At 65.1% G+C, this 23210-nt stretch carries 29 protein-coding genes, 1 pseudogene and 1 riboswitch; of the genes and pseudogenes, 16 read left to right on the top strand and 14 right to left on the bottom strand.

Annotation, left to right across the window (positions count from 1 at the left end):
* Positions 1-82: 82 nt before the first annotated feature.
* The 4 genes from QA649_RS07850 (at position 83) to QA649_RS07835 (ending at position 2824) form a co-directional block, all read left to right on the top strand.
* Positions 83-523 carry a nuclear transport factor 2 family protein gene (locus QA649_RS07850; protein WP_283023670.1) on the top strand — a complete coding sequence of 147 codons (441 nt, stop codon included), beginning with the start codon at positions 83-85 and terminating at the stop codon, positions 521-523.
* A gap of 284 nt (positions 524-807) precedes the next feature.
* Positions 808-1728 carry a hypothetical protein gene (locus QA649_RS07845; protein ID WP_283025989.1) on the top strand — a complete coding sequence of 307 codons (921 nt, stop codon included), beginning with the start codon at positions 808-810 and terminating at the stop codon, positions 1726-1728.
* A 243-nt stretch (positions 1729-1971) separates the two neighbouring features.
* Positions 1972-2394, top strand: coding sequence for a hypothetical protein (locus QA649_RS07840; RefSeq protein ID WP_283023669.1), 423 nt, complete (start codon positions 1972-1974; stop codon positions 2392-2394).
* 292 nt (positions 2395-2686) lie between these two features.
* Positions 2687-2824 (top strand): hypothetical protein, encoded by a 138-nt coding sequence (locus QA649_RS07835; protein ID WP_018648329.1) that lies wholly within the window; start codon positions 2687-2689, stop codon positions 2822-2824.
* Between the two features lie 35 nt (positions 2825-2859).
* Here the strand turns inward: QA649_RS07835 and QA649_RS07830 are convergent, their stop codons facing one another.
* The 3 genes from QA649_RS07830 to QA649_RS07820 form a co-directional block, all read right to left on the bottom strand.
* The gene (locus QA649_RS07830) at positions 2860-3006 is read right to left on the bottom strand and encodes a hypothetical protein (protein ID WP_018648330.1); all 147 of its coding nucleotides are present in this window, start codon (positions 3004-3006) and stop codon (positions 2860-2862) included.
* 404 nt (positions 3007-3410) lie between these two features.
* Positions 3411-3890, bottom strand: a complete 480-nt coding sequence (locus tag QA649_RS07825; protein WP_283023668.1) for a MaoC family dehydratase — start codon at positions 3888-3890, stop codon at positions 3411-3413.
* Complete coding sequence (locus tag QA649_RS07820; protein ID WP_283023667.1) at positions 3890-4342, bottom strand: MaoC family dehydratase; 453 nt, start codon at positions 4340-4342, stop codon at positions 3890-3892. Before QA649_RS07820 ends, QA649_RS07825 begins: the two co-directional genes overlap by 1 nt.
* Positions 4343-4508: 166 nt before the next feature.
* On the opposite strand from QA649_RS07820, the gene QA649_RS07815 reads away from it, so the two are divergent.
* Positions 4509-4805, top strand: coding sequence for a DUF4282 domain-containing protein (locus QA649_RS07815; RefSeq protein WP_018648333.1), 297 nt, complete (start codon positions 4509-4511; stop codon positions 4803-4805).
* Between the two features lie 138 nt (positions 4806-4943).
* On the opposite strand, the gene ychF is transcribed toward QA649_RS07815, so the two are convergent.
* From ychF to QA649_RS07795, 4 genes are all read right to left on the bottom strand, one after another.
* Entirely contained in the window at positions 4944-6041 is a 1098-nt protein-coding gene (ychF, locus tag QA649_RS07810; protein WP_018648334.1) for a redox-regulated ATPase YchF, read from the bottom strand.
* A 145-nt stretch (positions 6042-6186) separates the two neighbouring features.
* On the bottom strand, positions 6187-6792 hold the full coding sequence (gene pth, locus QA649_RS07805) for an aminoacyl-tRNA hydrolase (protein WP_283023666.1): 606 nt from the start codon (positions 6790-6792) through the stop codon (positions 6187-6189).
* 58 nt (positions 6793-6850) lie between these two features.
* Positions 6851-7576 carry a 50S ribosomal protein L25/general stress protein Ctc gene (locus QA649_RS07800; RefSeq protein WP_260388101.1) on the bottom strand — a complete coding sequence of 242 codons (726 nt, stop codon included), beginning with the start codon at positions 7574-7576 and terminating at the stop codon, positions 6851-6853.
* 260 nt (positions 7577-7836) lie between these two features.
* The gene (locus QA649_RS07795) at positions 7837-8088 is read right to left on the bottom strand and encodes an accessory factor UbiK family protein (RefSeq protein ID WP_018648337.1); all 252 of its coding nucleotides are present in this window, start codon (positions 8086-8088) and stop codon (positions 7837-7839) included.
* A gap of 168 nt (positions 8089-8256) precedes the next feature.
* Between QA649_RS07795 and QA649_RS07790 the strand changes: the two genes are divergently transcribed.
* The 6 genes from QA649_RS07790 to QA649_RS07765 all read left to right on the top strand — a co-directional run bounded on the left by QA649_RS07790 (position 8257) and on the right by QA649_RS07765 (position 13626).
* Positions 8257-8988, top strand: coding sequence for a dienelactone hydrolase family protein (locus QA649_RS07790; RefSeq protein WP_283023665.1), 732 nt, complete (start codon positions 8257-8259; stop codon positions 8986-8988).
* A 14-nt stretch (positions 8989-9002) separates the two neighbouring features.
* Entirely contained in the window at positions 9003-9845 is an 843-nt protein-coding gene (gene lgt, locus QA649_RS07785; RefSeq protein WP_283023664.1) for a prolipoprotein diacylglyceryl transferase, read from the top strand.
* 21 nt (positions 9846-9866) lie between these two features.
* Positions 9867-10982 carry an SAM-dependent methyltransferase gene (locus tag QA649_RS07780; RefSeq protein ID WP_283023663.1) on the top strand — a complete coding sequence of 372 codons (1116 nt, stop codon included), beginning with the start codon at positions 9867-9869 and terminating at the stop codon, positions 10980-10982.
* Entirely contained in the window at positions 10982-11749 is a 768-nt protein-coding gene (gene pgeF / locus QA649_RS07775) for a peptidoglycan editing factor PgeF (RefSeq protein ID WP_283023662.1), read from the top strand. The genes QA649_RS07780 and pgeF overlap by 1 nt, the downstream gene beginning before the upstream one ends.
* Before the next feature lie 112 nt (positions 11750-11861).
* Positions 11862-12476 (top strand): hypothetical protein, encoded by a 615-nt coding sequence (locus QA649_RS07770; RefSeq protein WP_283023661.1) that lies wholly within the window; start codon positions 11862-11864, stop codon positions 12474-12476.
* Between the two features lie 196 nt (positions 12477-12672).
* Positions 12673-13626, top strand: a complete 954-nt coding sequence (locus QA649_RS07765; protein ID WP_026312887.1) for a ribose-phosphate pyrophosphokinase — start codon at positions 12673-12675, stop codon at positions 13624-13626.
* Positions 13627-13711: 85 nt separating this feature from the next.
* Here the strand turns inward: QA649_RS07765 and QA649_RS07760 are convergent, their stop codons facing one another.
* Positions 13712-14800, bottom strand: a complete 1089-nt coding sequence (locus QA649_RS07760; RefSeq protein WP_283023660.1) for a serine hydrolase — start codon at positions 14798-14800, stop codon at positions 13712-13714.
* 97 nt (positions 14801-14897) lie between these two features.
* Between QA649_RS07760 and QA649_RS07755 the strand changes: the two genes are divergently transcribed.
* The 3 genes and pseudogenes from QA649_RS07755 to QA649_RS42930 all read left to right on the top strand — a co-directional run bounded on the left by QA649_RS07755 (position 14898) and on the right by QA649_RS42930 (position 15794).
* Positions 14898-15227: a PadR family transcriptional regulator gene (locus tag QA649_RS07755; RefSeq protein WP_254123263.1), complete on the top strand. Its 330-nt coding sequence runs from the start codon at positions 14898-14900 to the stop codon at positions 15225-15227.
* Positions 15176-15406, top strand: a pseudogene (locus QA649_RS42935) (DUF1700 domain-containing protein); the annotation flags it as partial. The gene QA649_RS07755 and the pseudogene QA649_RS42935, both read left to right, overlap by 52 nt.
* A gap of 82 nt (positions 15407-15488) precedes the next feature.
* Positions 15489-15794, top strand: coding sequence for a hypothetical protein (locus QA649_RS42930; protein ID WP_349254096.1), 306 nt, complete (start codon positions 15489-15491; stop codon positions 15792-15794).
* A 66-nt stretch (positions 15795-15860) separates the two neighbouring features.
* Here QA649_RS42930 and QA649_RS07745 read toward each other — a convergent pair whose 3' ends face one another.
* Positions 15861-16427 (bottom strand): 6,7-dimethyl-8-ribityllumazine synthase, encoded by a 567-nt coding sequence (locus QA649_RS07745; protein WP_283023659.1) that lies wholly within the window; start codon positions 16425-16427, stop codon positions 15861-15863.
* 78 nt (positions 16428-16505) lie between these two features.
* Positions 16506-16664: riboswitch (FMN riboswitch) on the bottom strand.
* Positions 16665-17114: 450 nt separating this feature from the next.
* Between QA649_RS07745 and QA649_RS07740 the strand changes: the two genes are divergently transcribed.
* On the top strand, positions 17115-17615 hold the full coding sequence (locus QA649_RS07740) for a YbjN domain-containing protein (protein WP_283023658.1): 501 nt from the start codon (positions 17115-17117) through the stop codon (positions 17613-17615).
* 178 nt (positions 17616-17793) lie between these two features.
* Complete coding sequence (proC, locus tag QA649_RS07735; protein ID WP_283023657.1) at positions 17794-18618, top strand: pyrroline-5-carboxylate reductase; 825 nt, start codon at positions 17794-17796, stop codon at positions 18616-18618.
* Between the two features lie 95 nt (positions 18619-18713).
* On the opposite strand, the gene QA649_RS07730 is transcribed toward proC, so the two are convergent.
* The 5 genes from QA649_RS07730 to QA649_RS07710 all read right to left on the bottom strand — a co-directional run bounded on the left by QA649_RS07730 (position 18714) and on the right by QA649_RS07710 (position 23067).
* Positions 18714-19118, bottom strand: a complete 405-nt coding sequence (locus tag QA649_RS07730) for a hotdog domain-containing protein (RefSeq protein ID WP_283023656.1) — start codon at positions 19116-19118, stop codon at positions 18714-18716.
* A gap of 160 nt (positions 19119-19278) precedes the next feature.
* Positions 19279-19482 carry a tautomerase family protein gene (locus tag QA649_RS07725; protein WP_025033847.1) on the bottom strand — a complete coding sequence of 68 codons (204 nt, stop codon included), beginning with the start codon at positions 19480-19482 and terminating at the stop codon, positions 19279-19281.
* A gap of 107 nt (positions 19483-19589) precedes the next feature.
* The gene (gene hisS, locus QA649_RS07720; protein ID WP_283023655.1) at positions 19590-21104 is read right to left on the bottom strand and encodes a histidine--tRNA ligase; all 1515 of its coding nucleotides are present in this window, start codon (positions 21102-21104) and stop codon (positions 19590-19592) included.
* A 91-nt stretch (positions 21105-21195) separates the two neighbouring features.
* Positions 21196-21720: a DUF2314 domain-containing protein gene (locus QA649_RS07715; protein WP_283023654.1), complete on the bottom strand. Its 525-nt coding sequence runs from the start codon at positions 21718-21720 to the stop codon at positions 21196-21198.
* Positions 21721-21984: 264 nt separating this feature from the next.
* Positions 21985-23067, bottom strand: a complete 1083-nt coding sequence (locus QA649_RS07710) for a branched-chain amino acid aminotransferase (protein WP_283023653.1) — start codon at positions 23065-23067, stop codon at positions 21985-21987.
* Positions 23068-23210: the final 143 nt, after the last annotated feature.

Below are 23210 nucleotides of genomic sequence, written 5' to 3'. Positions count from 1 at the left end.
TGAGTTGAGCGCCCCGCGGCACCTTTACGGTGCATGGGGTTGTTTTCCGTTTTTTCTGCAAGCCAGCGTCAGGACTGCCCAAATGACAGAGCACAGCCTCTGGCGTTTCTCGCGCGCATTGCACCGTGCGATCAACGACCGGCATTTTGAGGATATCGAGACCCTGATCGACGAGGATGTCGAGTGGGCGCTCTATGGCCCGATCGACATGTTTCCATTCCTCGGCGCGCGCCAGGGCAAGGACGCCGTGCTCGACGTCATCCGCCAGCTCGCCGACAATTTCCAAGTTCGTCGCTTCGACCGGGAGAGCATCATGCTGGGCGTGGATTCCGCCGCCTCGATGCTGCGCTATTCGCTGACGGCGCTCGATTCCAACAAGCCGATTTCCTTGCGCGTCGCGCAATTCGCCCAATTCAGGGCGGGCAAGCTCATCAGCATGCGGGTGCTGATCGACACCTTCGACCTGGTCGAGCAGGCACTCGGCCGCGCCATTCATCTGCCGAAGATGACCAGCGTCGGCTGAGGGGGACGCCAACGGGCCCCGCTTTTCGGGACCGATGAAAAGGCGACCGCGACGTCCTGGCCTCCAGCCCCGCCGGATGCCGTCGCTGGCAAGCCGTCATCGGGCGCGCGCCCTTCGCGCGGCCCGTTGGTTCGCGTCCCCAGCCAAGCGTCTCAAGCCAGGCGTCTCGAGGCGAGTCGCCACAATTTCGCAACGATAGGTGAGCATCCTCGCTGCGGAATGGCGCATGGCGGATGGCCGCACTATATTGGCGGCAGCATGCGCTGGGGTTCGCGGGCAGGACGATGGAATTCTCGACGGGTTTTGGCTGGGCCAGGCTGCCGGTGCTGGCGGCCGCATTCATCTTGGGATCGCTGCTGACCGTCTCGGCGCAGATCATTCCGCCCTTCTCCCCCGGCCCGGCCGCGGCGTCCGACGAGGAGGAGGCCGAGACGGCGGAGGCTCCCAGCGCCAACGACCCTGACGTGATGAAGGGCATCGACGTCGACAAGCTCGACTGGAGCCAGCTCGCCATCGACGCCGGCACGCTCAACGACATCATCGCCGCCAAGAAGCGCGCGCAGGCCGCGGCCAATAGCGGACTGAACTGGTCGTCGAACGCCAACACCAATGGCTCCTCGGCGGTGACCGTGAAGCAGTCGGTGTTCGAGTTCTGGGATACGCGGATCGGCGCCGACATGACGGTGGCGAGCGAGCCGCGGACGATGTCCGAGCTCCTGGCACAAAAGGCCGCCAATGGCGGCAGCCTGCCGCAATCCTCCGGCAGCGCCTGGGCGACCGCGACCGCGCCGGGCGCGGGGGTGATCTGGGACAAGACCGCGGTCGAAGCCCGCGTCGACCCCGGCTCCGAGCAGAGCAAGATTGGGGCGTCGCTGACCAAATCGATGCCGCTGTCTGGCGACACACAGCTGACGCTGCAGAACGGCTACAGCGTCAACCAGCAGGGCACCACCGCCGTCCCCGGCATCGGCGGCCACATCACGCGCAATTACGAGACCGATCAGTCCGCCAAGGTCACCATCACCGACACCGGCACCAGCATCAGCGCGGGCCAGACGCTGTCGACCACCGACGACAAATGGCTACGCAAGTTCGGCGCCGAGCAGAAGCTGTTCGACAACGTCACCGTCTCCGGCTCGGTCGGCGAGACCTCGCAAGGCGCGATCAACAAGAGCGTGACGGCGGGATTCAAGAAGAGCTGGTAGTATCTTCGCCTCTCCCCGCAAGCGGGGCGAGGGAGCGAAGCACCGGCCGAGCCGCGCATTCGCCTCGCCGCGCCTCCGCCGTTAAGACTCCCCTAACCATACGCCACGGCAAAGCCCCCGAATCGTCCGCCCTTGCCGTATCTCGGCCAAGTTGCGGTCAAAATCCGACGCCCTAGTCGGGCTGACCGAATTCGTCGTGCGGGGGACACTCGCGCTGCGCTCAACGCGAACAGGGGAACAACGATGAACGCCATTCGTCCGGAAAAGATCGAGGCCGCCGAGACCGAGACCGCCGTCGACAGCAATCTCGCCGCGGTAACCGAGGTCGAAGCCGGCATCCGTGATTTCGTCCGCAACGACATCGCCTATCTGCGCCGTCCGGCGTCGACCACCGACGCGCCGCCGCTCGATGCGAGCGCGGAAGCGACCGTCACCAATGTCAACTCGCTGATTCAGCGCGTCGCTGGCACCTCCCTCGCCGAGATCGAGAATCTGATCTCCGAGCTCGAGAGCCTGCGTGACCTGCTCCATGCCGAAGGCCAGCGCGTCCAGCGCGAGATCTCCGGCTACGCCCAGCTCAGCCAGGCCGCGATGAAGTCGACCCGCATGATCGCCGACAACGTCGCGCAGTGGAAGCGCGCCGCCGACGGCCTGCGCAACAGCTGATCGCTGGTCTCAAGCGTCATTGGCCGCCGCGTTCCCGGAAGGGGGCGCGGCGGTTTTGATTTGTGGGGATGTCTCGTGCCCCGGACGCGGTGCGGCACGCAGTGACGCGCCGCAGAGCCGGGGCCCACAGTCAGGATGAACACGCGGCGCGATGGAGCCCGGCTCTGCGCAGCAGCGCTGCACGCTGCAGCGCGTCCGGGACACGAGGGTGTACTTTTGAACCCTCCGCCGCTCCCCGGCGACCAATGCCAAGCGCCCGTGCCGTCGCGGCCGGGCTCAGGGGACATGTCAGATGGAAAGCATTCGGCCCGACACCACGGACCCCATACCGCTGCGGCCCGCGCCGAACCAGTTCGGCACGATCATGCTGCGCTTTGTCGGATTGCTGGCGGTTGCGATCGCGGTGCTGGCGTTCGTCTATAGCCGCTGAGGCGGGGCTGAGAGCCCCGGAACTTTAACAGACCGTTACCGGTCAGCGTCCACGGTCGAGGCTTCCAGGGTGTAGCCGCCGTCGGCATAGCCCTTCACCACCATGCCGGCGACCAGCATCACGGCCAGCGTCGCGGTCGCAAAGATAAATCCAACAAACTTGAGTGCGCCGCGGTCAGCCATGGTCCTCGTCCCCTGTCTCTGTCTATTCGTTCAAATAGACAGCGACAGGTTCATAATTGGTTAGCAACTTGATGGTTCCGGCAATTGCTTCGCGGTAACCATGTTGCGCAGGCTTATGGCAGCCGGTCCGAACAGCGTCCATAGCGCGCGGGCAACAGTTGGTTGGTTTCTGGATCCGGCAGTGTTCCCCTCCCCATGACAATCTAGCAACGCGCGGGATGCGCATTGCTGCGCCCTCGCCCCTTGTGGGAGAGGGCAGCGACGCAGGTGGACGCAAACTCGCTTGGGTGAGGGGTCTGTCTCGGCAGGCGCGTTCGCGGAGAGAACCCCTCATCCGGCGCTTCGCGCCACCTTCTCCCGCAAGGGGAGAAGGGAAGAAGAGCAATCGCTCGATCGATTCTAAACTACGCGCCCTTTCGCAGCGGCACGAAGGCACTTGCGGTGACGGAGTAGACCTCCTCGCCGCGCTGGTTGGTGCCGGTGGTGCGGGCCGTCAAAATGCCCCAGCCGGGACGCGAGGCGGAGCTGCGCTTGTCGATGACTTCGTTGACGTAAGAGACGGTGTCGCCGGCGAGCACAGGCCTGATCCAGCGCAGGTCGCGAAAGCCCGGCGACGGCCCCCAGACCGCGACCTCCTCGCCGCGCGCTGCGGCCTCGCGTGCCAGACGTTGGCCGTCGGCGACAAGCAGGCTCATGCAGGCCGAGCCGACATGCCAGCCCGAGGCCGCGAGCCCGCCGAACAGCGAGTTCTTGCCTTCCTCCTCGTCGAGGTGAAAGCGCTGCGGATCGAACTTCGCGGCGAACGTCTTGATGGACTCCGCCGTGAACGTATAGGCGCCGATCTCGCGGCGCTGTCCGATCGCGATGTCTTCGAAGAACCGCATCAGACCGCTCCCTCGCGCCGCTTGATCAGGATCGGCGAGGTCATCTCGGCGAGCGCCTGCCCCGCGGCGTTGCGCGCGGTGCACTTGAACTTGACGATGCCGAGCCCGGGGCGGCTCTTCGAGACCCGCGCCTCCAGCACGTCGACATCGAGCGTGAGATCGTCACCGGGGCGCAGAGGTGACAACCAGCGCACCTCGTCGACGCCGGGAGACCCCAGTGACGCGGCGCGGGTGATGAAACCGTCGGCCATCATCCGCATCATCAGCGAGCAGAGGTGCCAGCCCGAGCCGGACAGGCCGCGCAGCATGCTCTTGCTGGCTGCCTCCTCGTCGAGGTGCATCGGCTGCGGATCGAACTCGGCGGCGAAGGCCAGAATCTCGTCGCGGGTGACATGGCGCGGGCCGAACGTTCCGAACCGGCCGGGAGGGAAATCTTCGAAGGTCAGGGTCATCTTGGGAAAGCTTTGCGGGAATGACAGATTGTGGCCGCACTTTGCGGCAATCTCAACCCGCCGTCCCGCATGGCTCGTGCTACATACGGGGGATCGGCGTTGATTTGAGTCGGATCGATCGGCAGCCGAAACCCGATTTGACGTCCCGATTTGCTTGGGGAGAGCCATGTTTTCATTCAGCGACCTGTTCCAATGGGACCGCTTCATCACGCCGACGATCATCAAGACCTTCTACTGGCTGGTGATCGCGCTGATCTGCCTGTTCGGCCTCTCGGGCATCTTCTCCGGCCTCGCTGCAATGGCGATCAGCCCGTTCGGCGGCTTCCTGGTGCTGCTGTCGTCGATCGCGAGCGTCGTGGTCGGGATCGTGTTCTCGCGCATCGTCGCGGAGCTGATCCTGATCGTCTTCCGCATCAACGAGCATCTCGGCGCGATCCGGGACCAGGGCGGCGGGATGCGGTGAGGCGGGCGCGGGTGCCGTAATCACCGGCCTCGTAGGGTGGGCAAAGGCGCACTGCGCCGTGCCCACCATTCTTCGATTTGAGAGAGATGTGGTGGGCACGCTTCGCTTTGCCCACCCTACGAGGCCGCTCTTTGCGGCTTACGTATTGAACCGGAAATGCATCACGTCGCCGTCGGCGACGACGTATTCCTTGCCTTCGAGGCGGAGCTTGCCGGCATCGCGGGCGCCGGCTTCGCCGTTCAGCGCGACGTAATCCTCATACGCAATGGTCTCGGCGCGGATGAAGCCTTTCTCGAAATCGGTGTGGATCACACCGGCCGCGCCCGGCGCCTTGGTGCCGCGATGGATGGTCCAGGCGCGCGCTTCCTTCGGTCCCACGGTGAAATAGGTGATGAGCTGGAGCAGCGAGTAGCCGGCGCGGATCAGGCGGTCGAGGCCGGCCTCTTCAAGACCCAGCGTCTCCAGGAAGTCGGCGCGCTCTTCACGCGAGATCGTCGCGATCTCGGATTCGATCTTGGCGGAGATGACGACGGCGACGGCGCCTTCCTTTGCCGCCTGCTCCTCGACCGCCTTGGAGAAGGCGTTGCCGGTCGCGGCCGAGCCTTCCTCGACGTTGCAGACATAGAGCACGGGCTTGGATGACAAGAGGCCGAGCATCGAGAAGGCGCGCTCCTCCTCGGCCTTGCGCTCGACGAGGCGCGCGGGCTTGCCGTCGCGCAGCAGCACCAGGGTGCGGTTGACGAGGTCGAGCTGCTCCTTGGCGTCCTTGTCGTTGCCCTTGGCCTTCTTGGTGAGGTTGTCGACGCGCTTCTCGAGGCTGTCGAGGTCGGCGAGCATCAGCTCGGTCTCGATGGTCTCGATGTCGGCGAGCGGGGCGATCTTGCCCTCGACATGGGTGATGTCGGAATCCTCGAAGCAGCGCACGACATGCGCGATGGCGTCGACCTCGCGGATGTTGGCCAAAAACTGGTTGCCGAGGCCTTCACCCTTGGAGGCACCGCGGACGAGACCGGCGATGTCGACGAAGGTCAGCCGGGTCGGGATGATCTGGCCCGACTTGGCGATCGCCGCGAGCTTGTCGAGCCGCGGATCGGGCACGGCGACCTCACCGACATTCGGCTCGATGGTGCAGAACGGATAGTTCGCAGCCTGCGCCGCGGCCGTCTCGGTCAGCGCATTGAACAAGGTCGACTTGCCGACATTGGGCAACCCGACGATCCCGCATTTGAATCCCATGGTGGTCCTCGTAGGGTGGGTTAGCGAAGCGTAACCCACCAATTTCCTTGCCGTGACATGGTGGGTTACGCCTTCGGCTAACCCACCCTACGCATTCATCACTTCGAACGATGGATCGCCGGATCAAGTCCGGCGATGACAGGTGCTATTCCTTGCCGTTCTCGTCCTTGGTCAAAAATCCCTTCGCCTGCATGGCAAGATGCACCCTGTTGGCAAAGGTTGCGTCCGTGCCCTTGGCGATCAGTGCGGCATGCTCGGCGACCGCGTCGCAGAGCGTCGCCACCCATTCGTTGTCGGCCTTGGCGAAGTCCGACAGCACGTGGCCGTGCACCATTTCCTTGACGCCGGGATGACCGATGCCGAGCCGCACCCGGCGATAGTCGTTGCCGATATGCGCCGAGATCGAGCGCAGGCCGTTGTGGCCGGCGATGCCGCCGCCGATCTTCACCCGCACCTTGCCCGGCGGCAGTTCGAGCTCATCGTGGAACACGGTGACGTCGCCCGGCGCGATCTTGAAGAAGCTCGCCGCCTCCTGCACTGCGCGACCGGAGTCGTTCATGTAGGTCGTCGGCTTGAGCAGGATCACGCGCTCAGTGCCCAGCGCCCCTTCCGAGGTCTCGCCCTGAAAACGACGGCGCCATGGCGAGAAACCATGACGCCGCGCGATCTCGTCGACGGCCATGAAGCCGATATTGTGCCGGTTACGTGCGTATTTCGCGCCGGGATTGCCGAGCCCAACAAAGAGTCGCATGACGCGGCGCGCCCCTCGCTCGGCGCGCGGCTAGAGACCGCGCGCCAGCTTTGAGAGATTACTTCTTCTTGTCGCCGCCGGCGGGCGCCTTGGCAGCCGCCGGAGCAGCAGCACCAGCCGCCGGAGCAGCCGCGCCAGCCGCTGGAGCAGCAGCGCCCGCAGCCGGAGCCGCGCCACCAGCAGCAGCTGCAGCCGCAGCCTTCTGCTCTTCGGCGTAGCCGGACGGCGGCACGATGGTCACGAGGGTCGCGTCCTCGCGGGTCAGCGCCTTCACGCCGGCCGGCAGCTTGACGTCCGACAGATGCAGCGAGTGACCGATTTCGAGCGAGCCGACATCGGCCTCGATGTACTGCGGGATGCTCTCGACGCCGCATTCGAGCTCGATGGCGTGGGCGACGATGTTGACGGTGCCGCCGCGCTTCACGCCCGGGGAGCCTTCCGCCTTCACCACGTGCAGGGGCACGCTGATGCGGATGGTGGCGCCTTCGCCGAGCCGCATGAAGTCGACATGGATCGGGAAGTCCTTGACCGGATCGAGGTGGTAGTCGCGCGGAATCACGCGGTGCTTCTTGCCCTCGAGATCGATGTCGACCAGCGTGGTCAGGAACCGGCCGGCGAGGATGCGCTGGCGCAGTTCACGATCTTCGATCGAGATCGTGACGGGGGGCTGGTTGTTGCCATAGATCACTCCGGGCACTCTCCCGGCGCGACGCTCAGCCCGGGCGGCCCCCTTGCCGCTCTTCGGACGTGCGGTCGCCTTCAATTCCTTGACGGTCGTCGCCATGTCGTTAAGTCCTTGTTTTTTCAAAAGTTAATGGGCCGCAAGGCGGCCCATGGCATGGTCCACAGCAAGCCTCCAGGGGTGCGGGGGCCGCGGACGTGGCGGGCTTTTACCCGGAAGATGCGGAAATGACAAGGAGAATGGGCTGGTGGAAGGTACCGGATCTGCCGTCATTCCGGGGCGGTCGCGACAGCGGCCGAACCCGGAATCTCGAGATTCCGGGTTCGATGCTTCGCATCGCCCCGGAATGACGCCGGGAGGCGTCACCCGCCGAGCTTGGCCTCCAGCGCAGCAATCCGCGCCTTCAGGGCCTCGTTTTCTTCACGCGCCAGGCGGGCCATGTCCTTGACCGCCTCGAACTCCTCGCGCTTGACGAGGTCCATGTCGCGCAGGAATTTTTCGGCCTGGGTGCGCATCACCGTGTCGAACTCGCGCTTGACGCCCTGAGCCGCACCGGCGGCGTCGTTCATCAGGCGGCCGATCTCGTCGAAAAACCGGTTGCTGGTCTGGGTCATGTCGGTCTCCTGGCGGCCTTGCGATAAACTTTGCGCGAACATTCGAAAAGACAATGGCAATCCGCACCGAACGGTTCAAGAGCGAAGCGGCGGTATCCTTGTCATGCCCCGGTTTCCTTGCAATCGTATTCAACGTCCCGGCATAAGAAGAATCAGAAGGCGTATCAGATGATCGACCAGCAGATCGCGATTCCCACCAAGGACGGCCACACCGCAACCTTCATCAGCCATCCCGAACGCGGCGGACCGTTTCCGGTCATCCTGTTCTACATGGATGCGCCGGCGATCCGCGAAGAGCTGCGCGACATGGCGCGCCGGTTCGCGACATCAGGCTATTACGTGATGCTGCCGAACCTCTATTACCGTTCCGGCGTGATGGAGCTCGGCGCGCTGCCGGCCGACCCGAACGCGCCGGAGCGCAAGCGCATGTTCGCGCTGATGGGCTCGCTCACCATTCCCATGATCATGGACGACACGCGCGCCCTGCTCACCTATGCCGAGGGCCAGGCGGCCGCCAACACTGAGATCGTCGGCACCGTCGGCTATTGCATGAGCGGACGCTACGCCGTGAATGCCGCCACGCACTTCCCCGACCGCGTCAAGGCCGCCGCCTCGGTCTACGGCACGCAGCTTGCGACCGACCAGGACGACAGCCCGCATCTCGCAGCAAGCAAAACCAAAGCCGAGCTCTATTTCGCCTGCGCGGAGACCGACATCTACGCGCCGACCGAAATCATCGAAAAGGTCAGGCAGGGCATGACCGGGACCAAAGCCGAGGTCGAGATCTATCCAGGCACGCATCACGGTTTTGCCTTTCCCAAGCGTCCGGTCTACGACCGCGACGCCGCGGAGCGGCACTGGGAGCGTTTGCTGGCGCTCTATCGCCGCAATCTCGTCTAGACATAGAAGGCGTGATGCCCTTTCTGCTCATCGACTTTCCCTCGTTCAGTCCAATCGCACTCCAGATCGGGCCGTTTGCGATCCGCTGGTATGCGCTTGGCTATATCTGCGGGATCACGTTCGGCTGGCTCTATGCCCGCGCACTGATCAAGAACGACAAGCTGTGGGCCGGCTCGTCGCCGATCAGCCTGGTGCAGATCGACGATTTCATCCTGTGGGTGACGCTCGGCATCATCGTCGGCGGCCGCACCGGGTACGTCCTGTTCTACAATCTGCCCTTCTTCATCGAGCACCCGGCCGCCATCTTCAAATTGTGGGAAGGCGGCATGTCCTTCCATGGCGGCTTCCTCGGTTGCGTCGTCGCGGTGATGTGGTTCGCCCGGAAGAACCGCATCTCGATCCTGTCGCTCGGCGACATCACCTGCGGCGTCGCGCCGATCGGGATTTTTCTGGTGCGGCTGACCAACTTCATCAACGGCGAATTGTGGGGCCGCGCTGCCGACCCCAGCCTGCCCTGGGCCATGATCTTTCCGACCGGCGGTGACGTGCCGCGCCATCCGAGCCAGCTCTACGAGGCAGGCATGGAGGGGCTGCTGCTCTTCATCGTGCTCGCCGTGATGATCCGCCGCGGCGCCCTGAAGCGGCCGGGGCTCATCCTCGGCAGCTTCATCCTGATCTACGGCCTGACCCGGATCATCGGCGAGCATTTCCGCGAGCCGGACGTCCAGCTCGGCTACCTCTGGGGCGGGTTAACCATGGGCATGCTGTTGTCGATCCCGATGCTTATTGTCGGCCTCATACTTATTGTATTGGCAGTGCGGCGCGGTGCGCCGGAGCCGATCGAGGCCGTTCGTTAATTCATTTCGAGAAAGCACGCCGTGACCGACCAGCCGCTACTCAACGAGATCAAGGCACTGATCAAAGCCTCAGGTCCCATGCCGGTCTGGCGGTACATGGAACTGTGCCTGATGCATCCGCGCTATGGCTATTACGTCTCGCGCGATCCACTCGGGCGTGAGGGCGACTTCACCACCGCGCCCGAGGTCAGCCAGATGTTCGGCGAGCTCTTGGGCCTGTGGACCGCCTCGGTGTGGAAGCAGATGGGCTCGCCGCAATTCCTCCGGCTGATCGAGCTCGGCCCCGGCCGCGGCACCATGATGGCGGATGCGCTGCGCGCGCTCCGCGTGCTGCCGCCGCTCTACCAGGCGCTCCACATCCACATGGTCGAGGTCAATCCCGTGCTGCGCGAGCGGCAGAGCGCGACGCTGGCGGGCGTGCGCAACATCTCCTGGCACGACAGCATCGACGACGTGCCGGAAGGACCGGGCATCATCCTCGCCAACGAATATTTCGACGTGCTGCCGATCCACCAGATGGTGAAGGGCGAGAACGGCTGGCACGAGCGGGTGATCGAGATCGACCCGAACGGCAAGCTGCAGTTTGGCGCGGCGTCCGAGCCGACGCCGCGCTTCGAGGTGCTGCTGCCGCCTCTGGTGCGCGCCGCCCCCGTCGGCGCCGTGTTCGAATGGCGGCCGGACGGGGAGATCATGAAGCTCGCCACGCGCGTGCGCGACCAGGACGGCGCTGCCCTGATCATCGACTATGGCCACTTACGCAGCGATGCCGGCGACACGTTCCAGGCCATCGCGCGCCATACCTTCACCGATCCGTTGAAGGCGCCGGGCCAAGCCGACGTCACCGCCCACGTCGATTTCCAGGCGCTGGCGCGCGCGGCGGAAGATGTCGGTGCACGGGTGCACGGCCCGGTGACGCAAGGCGACTTCCTCAAGCGCGTCGGCATCGATACCCGCGCCGCCGCCCTGATGCAGAAGGCGACGCCGGAGGTGGCCACCGACATTTCGGTCGCACTCAAGCGCCTGACCGATACGGGGCGCAGCGGCATGGGCTCGATGTTCAAGGTGCTCGGCATCTCCGAGCCGCGGCTGTCAGGCATTGCCGGCCTCAGCGATCTCGAACACGCCGGAGGAAATTGATGACTGTTGCCTCGTCGCTGCTGTCGGCGGTGCCCGGCCTGCGCCATGCTTTCTTCACCCGCGAGGGCGGTGTCTCCGGCGGCATATATGCCGCGCTGAACGGCGGGCTCGGCTCCAACGACGACCAGGCCCTCGTTGCGGAAAACCGCCGCCGCATGGCCGAGCATGTCGGCGTCGCGCCGGAGCGCTTCATCAGCCTGCATCAGATCCATTCGCCCGACGTGCTCATCGCCGAACTGCCGTGGCCGAGCGGACCGCGGCCGAAGGGCGACGCGCTGGTCACGAAGACGCCCGGCATTGCGCTCGGCGTTTCCACCGCCGATTGCGGGCCGGTGCTGTTCGTCGACCCCAACGCGCGCGTGATCGGCGGTGCGCATGCCGGCTGGAGGGGCGCGCTGACAGGCGTGCTGGAATCAACGATCTCGGCCATGGAGAAGCTCGGCGCCACGCGCAGCGGCATCATCGCCGCGATCGGCCCCTTGATCCGCCAGGACAGCTACGAGGTCGGCAACGAGTTCGTCGCGCGCTTCATCGAGGCCGACGCGGACAACGCGGTGTTCTTCATTCCCTCGGTGCGCGAGGGTCACGCGATGTTCGATCTCGCCGGTTTCATCCGCAAGCGGCTGGAGGCGGCCGGCATCCTGATGATCGACGACCTTGGTCTCGACACCTACGCCGACGAGCGCTTCTTCAGCTATCGCCGCTCGGTGCATCGCAAGGAGCCGGATTACGGCCGGCACGTTCACGCGATCGCGCTGGAAGCGTGAACACAAGAGCAACCTCGTGTCATTCCGGGGCGTACCTGGACCGGATGACAGTGGTCTATGTCGCCTCTGCCCTAGACCTTAATCGATTTTAACGATATCGCTGCCCTCCATAATGAGGGACGCGTCGTTCATCTTGGGCCGTGCGGGTTCGCGCGTGCTGGCGGTCATGCTGCTGGCGGCGGCGGCCGCGCTTGGCGGCTGCGCCGGTGGCGGCGGCAATGCCGCCAATTCCTATGCGATGGCGCCGAGCACCGGCTCGGGAGCGACGGTGGCATTCGAGTCGATCGACGGGCCGCCACCCCAAGTGTTCGACCGCATGGTTGGCGTACTCGACAGCGAATCCAAGCTGCGCAGCCTCTCCGTGGTCTCCCGCGAGGGGACGGCGGCCTACCGCGTGCGCAGCTACCTCTCCGCCCAGGTGGTGCGCGGCAAGACCGTGATCGCCTGGGTCTGGGACGTCTACGACGCCAACCAGCAGCGGGCGCTGCGCCTCTCCGGCGAGGAACCGACCTCGGCCAAGGGCGGCCGAGATGCATGGGCGGCGGCCGACGACCTCGTGCTGCGGAAGATCGCCCAGGCCGGATTCAGCGGACTTTCCAACATGATCAACGGAGCGCCGGATACACCTAGCGCGGCTCCCGGCCTGCGCGGACCGGCGGTGGCGAGCGTGATCAAGGAGAGCCCAGTGCCTGACCTGCCGGCCTCGGCGCTCGGCTATGCCGAGTGATAACCCCCGCTAAACCACGGGCTCAAGATGCAGCCAAGCCGTTGGCCGGACTCAGGATTTCAAAGGGAAAACGTAGCATCCCGGGTTGCCATTGCGGCCCCCGGCCTGATATTTCCTCGCCCGTCGTAACCGTGCTCCCAGTGGGTATTTTCTGATGTTGAACGTCGTATCCAGCAAAGCGCGGGAGGAAGCGTCCATGTCGGCCAAGAACGGCTCCATCAAGCTCGTCGCCGGCAACTCCAATCCGGCACTCGCCCAGGCCATCGCGCAGGGCCTCAACGTGCCGCTGACCAAGGCGGTGGTCCGGCGCTTCGCCGACATGGAGATCTTCGTCGAGGTCCAGGAGAACATCCGCGGCTCGGATGCCTTCATCATCCAGTCGACCTCGTTTCCTGCGAACGACAATCTGATGGAGCTGCTGATCATCACCGACGCGCTGCGCCGCTCCTCGGCGCGCCGCATCACCGCTGTGATCCCCTATTTCGGCTATGCCAGGCAGGACCGCCGCTCCGGCTCGCGCACGCCGATCTCGGCCAAGCTCGTCGCCAATCTGATCACCCATGCCGGCGTCGACCGCGTCATGACGCTCGACCTGCATGCCGGCCAGATCCAGGGCTTCTTCGATATCCCGACCGACAATCTGTTCGCTGCCCCCCTGATGGTGCGCGACATCCGCGAACGTTTCGACCTCGGCAAGGTGATGGTGGTCTCGCCCGACGTCGGCGGCGTGGCCCGCGCCCGCGGCCTCGCCAAGCGCATCAACACCCCGCTCGCCATCGTCGACAAGCGTCGCGAGCGTCCGGGTGAATCCGAAGTCATGAACGTGATCGGCGACGTCTCCGGCTACAGCTGTATCCTGGTCGACGACATCGTCGATTCCGGCGGCACGCTGGTGAATGCGGCCGACGCGCTGATCGCCAAGGGCGCCAAGGATGTCTACGCCTACATCACCCACGGCGTGCTCTCCGGCGGCGCGGCCGCCCGCATCTCCGGCTCGAAGCTGAAGGAGCTGGTGATCACCGACTCGATCCTGCCGACCGAAGCGGTGACCAAGGCGCCGAACATCCGCACGCTGCCAATCGCCAGCCTGATCTCGGACGCGATCGCGCGCACCGCCGCCGAAGAGTCGGTGTCGAGCCTGTTCGACTAGCTTTCCGATCCAAAAGGTCTCGTAGGGTGGACAAAGGCGCGACGCGCCGTGCCGACCTTATTCTCGTTGCGATGCGAGCGGCGCCTCACGTCGCAAAGCCCGGGAGCACCACGTCGTTCAAGAGTGCGATCAACACGGCGGCCTGCTCCTGCCCTGATCGCCCATAATTTCCACAGTGGATCACGAAGGCGAGATCACGCGCTGGAATTACATACAGATATTGGCCGCCCCAGCCGACAGCACCGAACCAGTGCAGCGGCTGCGCGGTGGCGAAATCGCCGATGTACCATTGATAGCCGTAGTCGCGGCCAACCCGGGTCTGGACGACAGGCGTCGTCACGCGCTTGACCCAATCGGCCGGAACGACGGACTTTCCATTCCAGCGGCCATTCGCCAGCATAAGCTGACCAATCTTGAGAAGATCGCGCGGCAGGAGACGCGCCCCTGACGCAGCGCGCGGCTCGCCATCATGGCCGACGCTCCAGTCGGACGGGCCGAAGCCCAGGGGATCGAACAGCACGCGGCGGCAATAGGCCGGCAGGGCTTGACCAGTGCCTTTGGCGATGAGCCGGCCGAGCAGCGCGGTGGCGCCGCCGCAATAGGTCCATTTCGCGCCGGGCTCGCCGACGATCGGGCGCCCGAGAATGAAACGATAACGATCGGGCGCGGCTTCCATCGCAATCTCGCTGTTGCGTGGATCGCCATAGGGAATGGTGAGCTCATCCCATTCAAGGCCGAGCGTCATCGAAAGCAGATGATGGATCGTGAGCTTGTCTCGGCCTGGCTGTGCTGCGAGATCGGCATATTCCGGAAACTGCGCATAGAGCTTTGCGTCCGGCGCCGGCACCTTGCCTTCACTAAGCGCGATCCCATAGGCCAGTCCAACGACGCTCTTCGATACCGAACGAAGATCGTGCAGCACGTCAGGACCAAACACGACGTTGCCGAGCGTTCGGTCCCACCTTTGATCCTCGCCCTCCCCATAGTGCTCGAACACGAGCTTGCCGCCCTGGCTCACCAGGAGCGCGTGCAGACCGGGCACCTTTCCCGCCTGCACGAGCGCGGCGAGACGCTCGGCCGCATCGGACGAAGCGGCAACGGCCGGAACGACCCATGGCAGAGCCACACTCGCGCCAAGACCAGCCAGCAGATGACGACGGTTGAGAGAAGCCATAGCTCGTTTCCTCCAGAATGGGGTATTCACAGGTACCTTGCAATACATAGTACCTTGCTATATAAGCTTCTTCGAAAGCGGTGTAGTCAAGGAGGAAATGGCCGACTCGACGAATCAGGTTCAGCTCAAGAAGGGCGCGCTGGAACTCTGCGTGCTCGCTCTGCTCGCGCGCGGAGAGAGCTATGCCTACGAGATCGCGAGCACGCTGTCGGCCGGCGTCGGCATGGGTGAAGGCACGATCTATCCGCTGATGCGGCGAATGCAGGACGACGGGCTGGTCGACACCCGCCTTGAGGAATCCAGCAGCGGCCCGCCGCGCAAATACTACCGTCTGACGGCCGCCGGCCGCGCCGCCTTCACGGCGCAGAAGCGCGAATGGCGAAGCTTTACCGACGCAGTCGACCGCCTCCTCGGAGACGCCAGATGACCCGCGACGACTTCCTTCACATCCTCGCCGATGGGCTCACTGGACTGCCCGCGGCCGAGATCGACGATATTCTGTCCGACTACGCTGCCCATTTCGGGGAGGCCCGCGCCTCAGGGCGAACGGAGCAGGAGGTTGCCTCCGCGCTCGGCGACCCACGACGACTGGCGCGCGAGCTGCGCGCCGAGACGGGACTGCGCCGGTGGGAGAACCATCACTCCTTCCGCAACTCCACGGCCGCTGCTGGCGCTCAGTGGCCTCGCCGTGGTCGACATCGTCTTGCTGCTGCCATTGTTGCTTGCCGTTCTACTCATCCTGCTCCTGATCGCTTTCGTCATGTGCGTGCTGGGGATCGTCGGCATCGGGTTGCTGATCAGTGTCTACAAGCATTTTGGCGACGGACACGTGGTCAATGTGATCTTGCGCGGGCTCGCAGGCGTCGCGTTGGTAACCACGGGGGCGGGCTTCGCTGCGCTATTGGCGCTTGGACTCAACGCCGCCGTCAGATGGCTCGGCAATTATGCACGGCTGCATTATCGGCTGCTCAAGCCGGATCAGCCAGTCGCGTAGGTCAGACGAAGATGCATCGTCAACCGGGGCGGCGCAGCCGCCGCCCCGGAAACAATCGTGTTGTGCCTACCCCACGATCCCCGCCGCGACCTGGCCGCGCAGGCGCTCCAGGCCGTGCAACGTCTCCGCACAGGCTGCCGCGACCTCGACGCCCTTGATGGCGAAATGCCTGCGGAAGAAATCGTAGTGCACTTCGGTCTCGTGGAATTGCTGCGGCGTCAGCACCGCCGAGAACACCGGCACCTCGGTGCGCAGCTGCACGTCCATCAGCGCCTTGATCACTGTGTCGGCGACGAACTCGTGGCGATAGATGCCGCCGTCGACGACGAGGCCGGCGGCGACGATCGCGGTGTAGCGCCGAGTCTTGGCGAGCAGCTGCGCGTGCAGCGGAATCTCGAACGAGCCCGGCACCTCGAACACGTCGACATGGGTGAGGTGACGCGCCTCGGCTTCCTTCATGAAGGCGATGCGGGCTTCCTCGACCACGTCGCGGTGCCAGCAGGCCTGCACGAAGGCCACCCGCTGCGGTTTGGCGAAGCGCGGATGCGCGGGTGCCGGCTCCTGCGGAACCGGCGGCGGCGTTTGGGTGGGTTGGGACGTTTCGGTTTGGGGATCTTGCAACATCTGATTCATGGCTTTCCTCGGTTCAAGGACCAGAATCAGGGCACACGGAACGACAAACAGCCGCATCCTCACGATGCGTCTGCCACCGACCGTTCTCTTTCATCCGGACTTTAACCGTCGGCTTCGGAATTGCACCGAATCTGCTGACCCTTCCCTTCGGACAAGACCTCGGAGAAGGCGCTCGCGGGCTTGGGCCTTTCGGCCCTTACCGCCGGTGGGGACTTTCACCCCGCCCTGAGAACATCGGCCGTCCGGAATGAACGGCCTGACCGGAAATATGACGCCGGCCGGCGGCGACAGCAAGCGCGTTCCCCATGGGGAAAGCGCATGGTGCCATGCCATCGTGGCGGGCGGCCTCGCGGGACGGAATTAACGATTGGCGCCAGCCGCTCGAATCCGATTCCGGTTTGTTCTCATCCGTCCGGATCGCGACTCCCACGTTAACAATTGTGGCGGAGATGAGCTGTGGACGACCGAGTCCTGGCTTGTGGACGGACTCGCGACCCCGTTGCGCAGATTCCGCAAATCACATCACTTGATCCGCGACAGGCCCGCGCTGATCCGAGGGATAGCAAGAGCGACTCCGAGGAGATCGCTAGAGCGACTCCGAGGGGACGCCGTAGCGTTTAGGGAGCGCGCGCCGGGCCCAACCGCGTGCGTATCAACGACAACAAGAAGGCAAGAGGTCGAGACGGCATGTCCCTGCTCGAAGGCAACATCGATTCCCGAAACCATCCGCTCGCGGTGGTCGAGGATATCGCTGCCAGCAACAACTGGCCGTTCGAACGCTCCGGCGAAGACGAACTCACGATTGTCTCCAAGGGACAATGGACCGACTACCAGATCTCCTTCACCTGGATGGGCGAGATCGAGGCGCTGCATCTGGCCTGCGCGTTCGACATGAAGATACCGCTCGCGCGGCGGAGCGAAGTGCAGCGGCTCGTCGCCGCCGTCAACGAGCAGCTGTGGGTCGGCCATTTCGATCTGTGGACCAACACCGGCATGGTCATGCACCGCCAGGCCCTGGTGCTGCCGGGCGGCCTCACCGCCTCGCCCGCGCAATGCGAGGCCATGCTCGCCGGCGCGATCCACGCCTGCGAGCGCTACTTCCCTGCGTTCCAGTTCGTGGTGTGGGCCGGCAAGACCACGACCGAGGCAATGGACGCGGCGATGTTCGATACGGTGGGCGAGGCGTAAGTCTGCAAGGGAGCCAACGCTCCCTCCCCAACGTCGTCCTGGCGAAAGCCAGGACCCATACCGCGAGGTCTCTCCGTATCTCGCAATACTTGTTGCTCTGCCCGCCATCCACTAGAACCAGCCGGGGTAATGGGTCCTGGCTTTCGCCAGGACGACGGCGGATTTTGTGGCAACAGCGATGGCAAACAGCACCCTTCAAAACATCACCGGCACCATCCTGCTCGCCGGCGCCGGCAAGATGGGCGGCGCGATGCTGACCGGATGGCTGGCGGGCGGGCTCGACCCGCGCCGCGTCGCGGTAGTCGACCCGTTCATCTCGCCCGAGATCACGGCACTTGCCGCCAAGGGCGTCGCGCTCAATCCCGACGTGAAGGCCGCGGGCACAGTCGAGACCATGGTCGTCGCGGTGAAGCCGCAGATGTTCCGCGAGGCCGGCGCGAAGTTGAAAGCTTTCGTCTCGGACAAGACCTCGGTGGTCTCGATCATGGCGGGAACCACGATCGCCTCGCTCGAGGAGGTCTGCGGCGGCGCCGTGGTGCGCGCGATGCCGAACACGCCGGCTGCGATCGGCCGCGGCATCACCGTCGCAGTTGCGGCGAAGACCGTCAGCCCCGCGCAGCGCGCGGTGGCGGACGCGCTGCTGCGTGCCACCGGCTCGGTCGAATGGATCGAGGATGAAGGCCTGATGGACGCGGTGACCGCCGTGTCCGGCTCGGGCCCGGCCTATGTGTTCCTGCTCGCCGAGGAGCTGGCGCGGGCCGGCTTGGAGGCGGGGCTACCCGAAGCGCTCGCGACCAGGCTTGCGCGCGAGACCGTCGCCGGCTCCGGCGAGCTACTGCACCAGTCGGAGCTCCCCTCCGCCACGCTGCGCCAGAACGTCACCTCGCCCGGCGGCACCACGGCCGCTGCGCTCGGCGTGCTGATGGGCGAGCCGGGATTGCGCGATCTGATGATCCGCGCGATCGCGGCGGCGACGAAGCGGTCGAAGGAACTGGCGAAGTAAACAGGTGCCGTAGGGTGGGCAAAGCGAAGCGTGCCCACCAACTTCATCGCGGTTGAGGAACGATGGTGGGCACGGCGCTTTGCGCCTTGCCCACCCTACGATTTCGAGCCAGCGGCCAGCCGCTTGTTGAACATCTCGACATTGACGAGCCCGCGTGCGTGGCGGCCCTCGCCGAGCTTGCGCGCGCCCTCGAATGCCTCGACCTCGAAGCGGATGACGCGGCGCTCGACGGCAGTCACCTTCGCGGTGGTCCGCACCGTCGCGCCGACCAGCGCTGCTGCAAGATGGCGGATGTCGACCTCGGTGCCGACGGTGACCCAGCCCGGCTGAAGCGCGGCGCGGATCGCATCGCCCGCGGTCATCTCCATCTCGAGGATCATCATCGGCGTCGCATACACCATGGGCATGCCGGGCACGAAATGCCCGACAGTGCGCTCCACTGGGACCACCAGGGTGCGCTCGGCGCTCATGCCGATCTTGATGAAGTCGCGTGCGTCCATGGTCACTCCATCCGTCATCCCGGCGAAGGCCGGGACCCATAGCCACCTGACGTAGTTTGGCGAAGACTCGGAGTTGCCGGCCCGCGCCGCAACTTCTCCCTGGGGTTATGGGTCCCGGCCTTCGCCGGGACGACAGTTGTGTTTGACGCTACTGCGTCGGCTACTTCTTCGCAGCCGCCGCGCGCTCCACGAACGTCTTGCCGCCCTTCATCTTGTGGCGGAGCGGGGCTTCGTTGATCTGGATGACGACGGCATCGGCGTCGACGCCGAGGTTCTTCACCAGCGCCTGGGTGATGTCGCGCATCATGCCGGCCTTCTGCTCGTCGGTGCGGCCCTCGGCCATGCTGATGGTGATCTCAGGCATCGTTGTCTCCCTGCTGCTGGTCGTCATGGCCGGGCTTGTCCCGGCCATTCATCATTTGAAAGATGGATGCGCGGGTCAAGCCCGCGCATGACCAATGGAGCGAATGGCTAGCCCCAGCTCACGTCATGGCGCGCGAGGACTTCACGCACTTTTGCGACGAGATCGGCTTCGCTGCACGAGAACTGCGCCGGGCGGGTCTCGCGCCATTCCTGATTGGAAGCGATCGCCGCGGCTGCCTTCGCGCCTTCGACCAGATCCTTGATCTGCACCTCGCCACGCGCCTTCTCGTCCGAGCCCTGGATGATGACGCAGGGTGAGTTGCGGCGATCGGCATATTTGAGCTGGTTGCCCATGTTCTTGGGATTGCCGAGATAGAGCTCGGCGCGGATGCCCGCGGTGCGCAAGCTTGCCACCATCTTCTGATAGTCGGCGACACGGTCGCGATCGAACACGGTGACGACGACGGGCCCGAATTCGGGCCGCGTGTCGAGCTTGCCGAGCAGCGTCAGCGCCGCCTGCAGCCGCGAGACGCCGATGGAAAATCCGGTCGCCGGCACCGGCTCGCCGCGGAAGCGCGAGACGAGGCCGTCATAGCGGCCACCGCCGCCGACGGAGCCGAAGCGCACAGGGCGGCCCTTCTCGTCCTTGGTGTCGAGCAGCAGTTCGACCTCGTAGACCGGGCCGGTGTAATATTCGAGGCCGCGCACCACGGACGGATCGATCTTGATGCGGTCCGCGCCGTAGCCCGACGCCGTCACCAGCTTCGCAATCTCTTCCAGCTCGCTGACGCCGGCTTGACCGATCTCGCTCTTGGCGAGGTAGGTTTCTGCGGCGGCAACGGCCTCTTTCCAATCGTCGCGCGGCCTGGTGATGGCGAGAACGACGTCAGCTTCAGCTTCGCTCAAATTGGCGCCCTTGGTGAAGTCGCCCTTGCCTTCCTCGCCACCATCCCATCGTCCGGGACCAAGCAATTTGCGCACTTCGTCGGCGGAGAACTTGTCGAGCTTGTCGATGGCGCGCAGCACGGTCAGCCTGCGGCCTGCGTTCTCGGCACCGGCGAGCCCGATGGCTTCGAGAACACCGTCGAGCACTTTTCGGTTGTTGACCTTCACGACATAGGAGCCGCGCGCGATGCCCAGCGCTTCCATCGTGTCGGCCGCCATCATGCAGATCTCGGCATCCGCCGCCGGCGTCGCCGAGCCGACCGTGTCGGCATCGAACTGCATGAACTGGCGGAAGCGGCCGGGGCCGGGCTTCTCGTTGCGGAACACGTAACCGGCGCGATAGCTGCGGTAGGGCTTGGGCAGCGTGTCGAAATTCTCGGCGACGTAGCGGGCGAGCGGCGCGGTCAGATCGTAGCGCAGGCTGATCCACTGCTCGTCGTCGTCCTGGAACGAGAACACGCCCTCGTTCGGACGGTCCTGGTCGGGCAGGAATTTGCCGAGCGCGTCGGTGTATTCCATCGCCGGCGTTTCCACCGGCTCGAAACCGTAGAGCTCGTAGACGGCGCGGATCTTCTCGACCATCTCGCGCGTCGCCCGGATCGCGGCGGGATCGCGATCCTCGAGCCCGCGCGGCAGGCGCGCCTTCAGTTTCTGGGGTTTTTTGGGTTTCTCGGCCATGCGCGGCGTTTACCAGCCGGGGCGCGAGGCGGCAACCGGGCTGTTCTTCACCTCGCCCCGCTTGCTGGGAGAGGGTAAGAGAGAGCTTGCCCTACGGCCGCTCCATCCGGGCCCGGAGCGCGTCCGCGTCCGCCTTCGGCAGCGACTTCAGCGTCGGCTTGATGGTCTCGCCGCCGACGATCTTGCCGTTGCGCATGAACATCCAGTCCGAGATGTCGGCTTCGCTGAACTTGACCTCGTCGCCTGCGTGCTTGCCCGGCAGATCGCGCGGCTCATTGGCGAACAGACCGGAATAGCTGCCGTCGGGCTGCTTCTTCACCTCGCCGATCCAGATGTGCTCGCCGCCCTTGCGGGTCGAGAAGCGGACTTTCAGGGCGTGCCCGGTCTCCGACGATTTTGGCGCGTCATAGGAGGCCCAGAAGGTCGGCAGCGAGCCGCGGGCGCGGGCAATCGCGGCATTCATCTTGGGGGCGGTGGTGCGCACGTCGACGATCGGCGAGCGGTCCTGCGCGACCACCTCGTGCGTGGGGCCGATGGTCAGGATGCCGAAAACGGAGACGCCGGTGATGGCGGCGAGAACCACCCATTTCATGGGTTGGGAGAGTTTGGATGCCATGTTCGCGATGTCCAGGATGCTTGTTGTGTCCTGGCTTTGTCGCATGTCGGCAGCAGCACGTTCAGTGCGCAATAAGCCACAAACGTTGCGCGTCTTACCCTCCCCTGGAGGGGGAGGGTCGGCTCGCATCTGAGCATAGCGAAGATGAGAGACGGGGCGGGGTGACGGTCTCTCCACTCTGCGCACCGCCCGTGTGGAGAAATCACCCAAGCTCGCTCGCGCTTCGCGCGATCGACCCTCCCCCTCCAGGGGAGGGTGAAGAGATCAAAACACCTTGCGGATCCAATTGTGCGGATCGTTGGTGCGGCCGTACTGGATGTCGACGAGCTGCTTGCGCAGGCCCATGGCGACGGGGCCGGCGGCGCCGCCCGAGATCTCGAAATCGCCGCTCACCGAACGCACCTTGCCGATCGGCGAGATCACGGCGGCGGTGCCGCAGGCGAAGGCTTCCTTGAGCCTGCCGGAGGCCGCATCCTTGCGCCACTGGTCGAGCGAGTACGGCTCCTCGCGCACGGTCTTGCCGGCATCGCGGGCGAGCGCGATGATGGAGTCGCGGGTGATGCCGGGCAAGATCGTGCCGAGCGGCGGCGTCGAGAGCGAGCCGTCGTCGAACACGAAGAAGATGTTCATGCCGCCGAGTTCCTCGATATAGCGGCGCTCGACCGCGTCGAGGAAGACGACCTGATCGCAGCCGTGCTGGATCGCTTCCGCCTGGGCGCGCAGGCTCGCGGCATAGTTGCCGCCGCATTTGACGGCGCCGGTGCCACCGATCGCGGCGCGCGTATAGTTCTCGGAGACCCAGATCGACACCGGCGCAGGCCCACCCTTGAAGTAGGAGCCGACAGGCGAAGCGATCACCGCAAAGATGTATTCGGACGACGGCTTGACGCCGAGGAAGGTCTCGCTCGCGATCATGAAGGGGCGCAGGTAAAGGCTGCCCTCGCCGCCCGGCATCCAGGCGCGATCGATGCGCACGACCTGCTCGACCGCCTCGATGAAGACGTCCTCGGGCAATTGCGCCATCGCCATGCGGTCGGCGGAATCCTTGAAGCGCCGCGCATTGGCGTCGGGACGGAACAGGTTCACACCGCCATCGTCGCGCTTGTAGGCCTTGAGGCCTTCGAAGATTTCCTGGGCGTAGTGCAGGACCGCGCCGGCCGGATCGAGCTGGAAGTTGGCGCGCGCCTCGACGCGGGCCTCATACCAGCCGCCCTTGGCCTGGTTGTAGCGGACGATCGCCATGTGGTCGGTGAAGACCCGCCCGAAGCCGGGGTCCACCAGCTTGGCGACACGGTCCTTTTCGGACGTCGGATTGGTTGCGGGCTGGATGTCGAATTTCATGCTCATGTCCTTGCCTCCCGCTGCCGGTGGCGGCGCTATTCTGGCGCCCGCCTGCCCGTTTCGGGGCCGGCTGGCTTGATTGGGTTTCTGGCCGGACCGCCGCCAGCCATGTTACGGCCGGTTTCCGTGGCCAGCATGTCGCCGAGGAC

This window comes from Bradyrhizobium sp. CB1717 (assembly GCF_029714325.1).
Taxonomy (GTDB): domain Bacteria; phylum Pseudomonadota; class Alphaproteobacteria; order Rhizobiales; family Xanthobacteraceae; genus Bradyrhizobium.
Note: the sequence above shows the minus strand (reverse complement) of the source record. Positions and strands in the feature narration are given on the sequence as shown.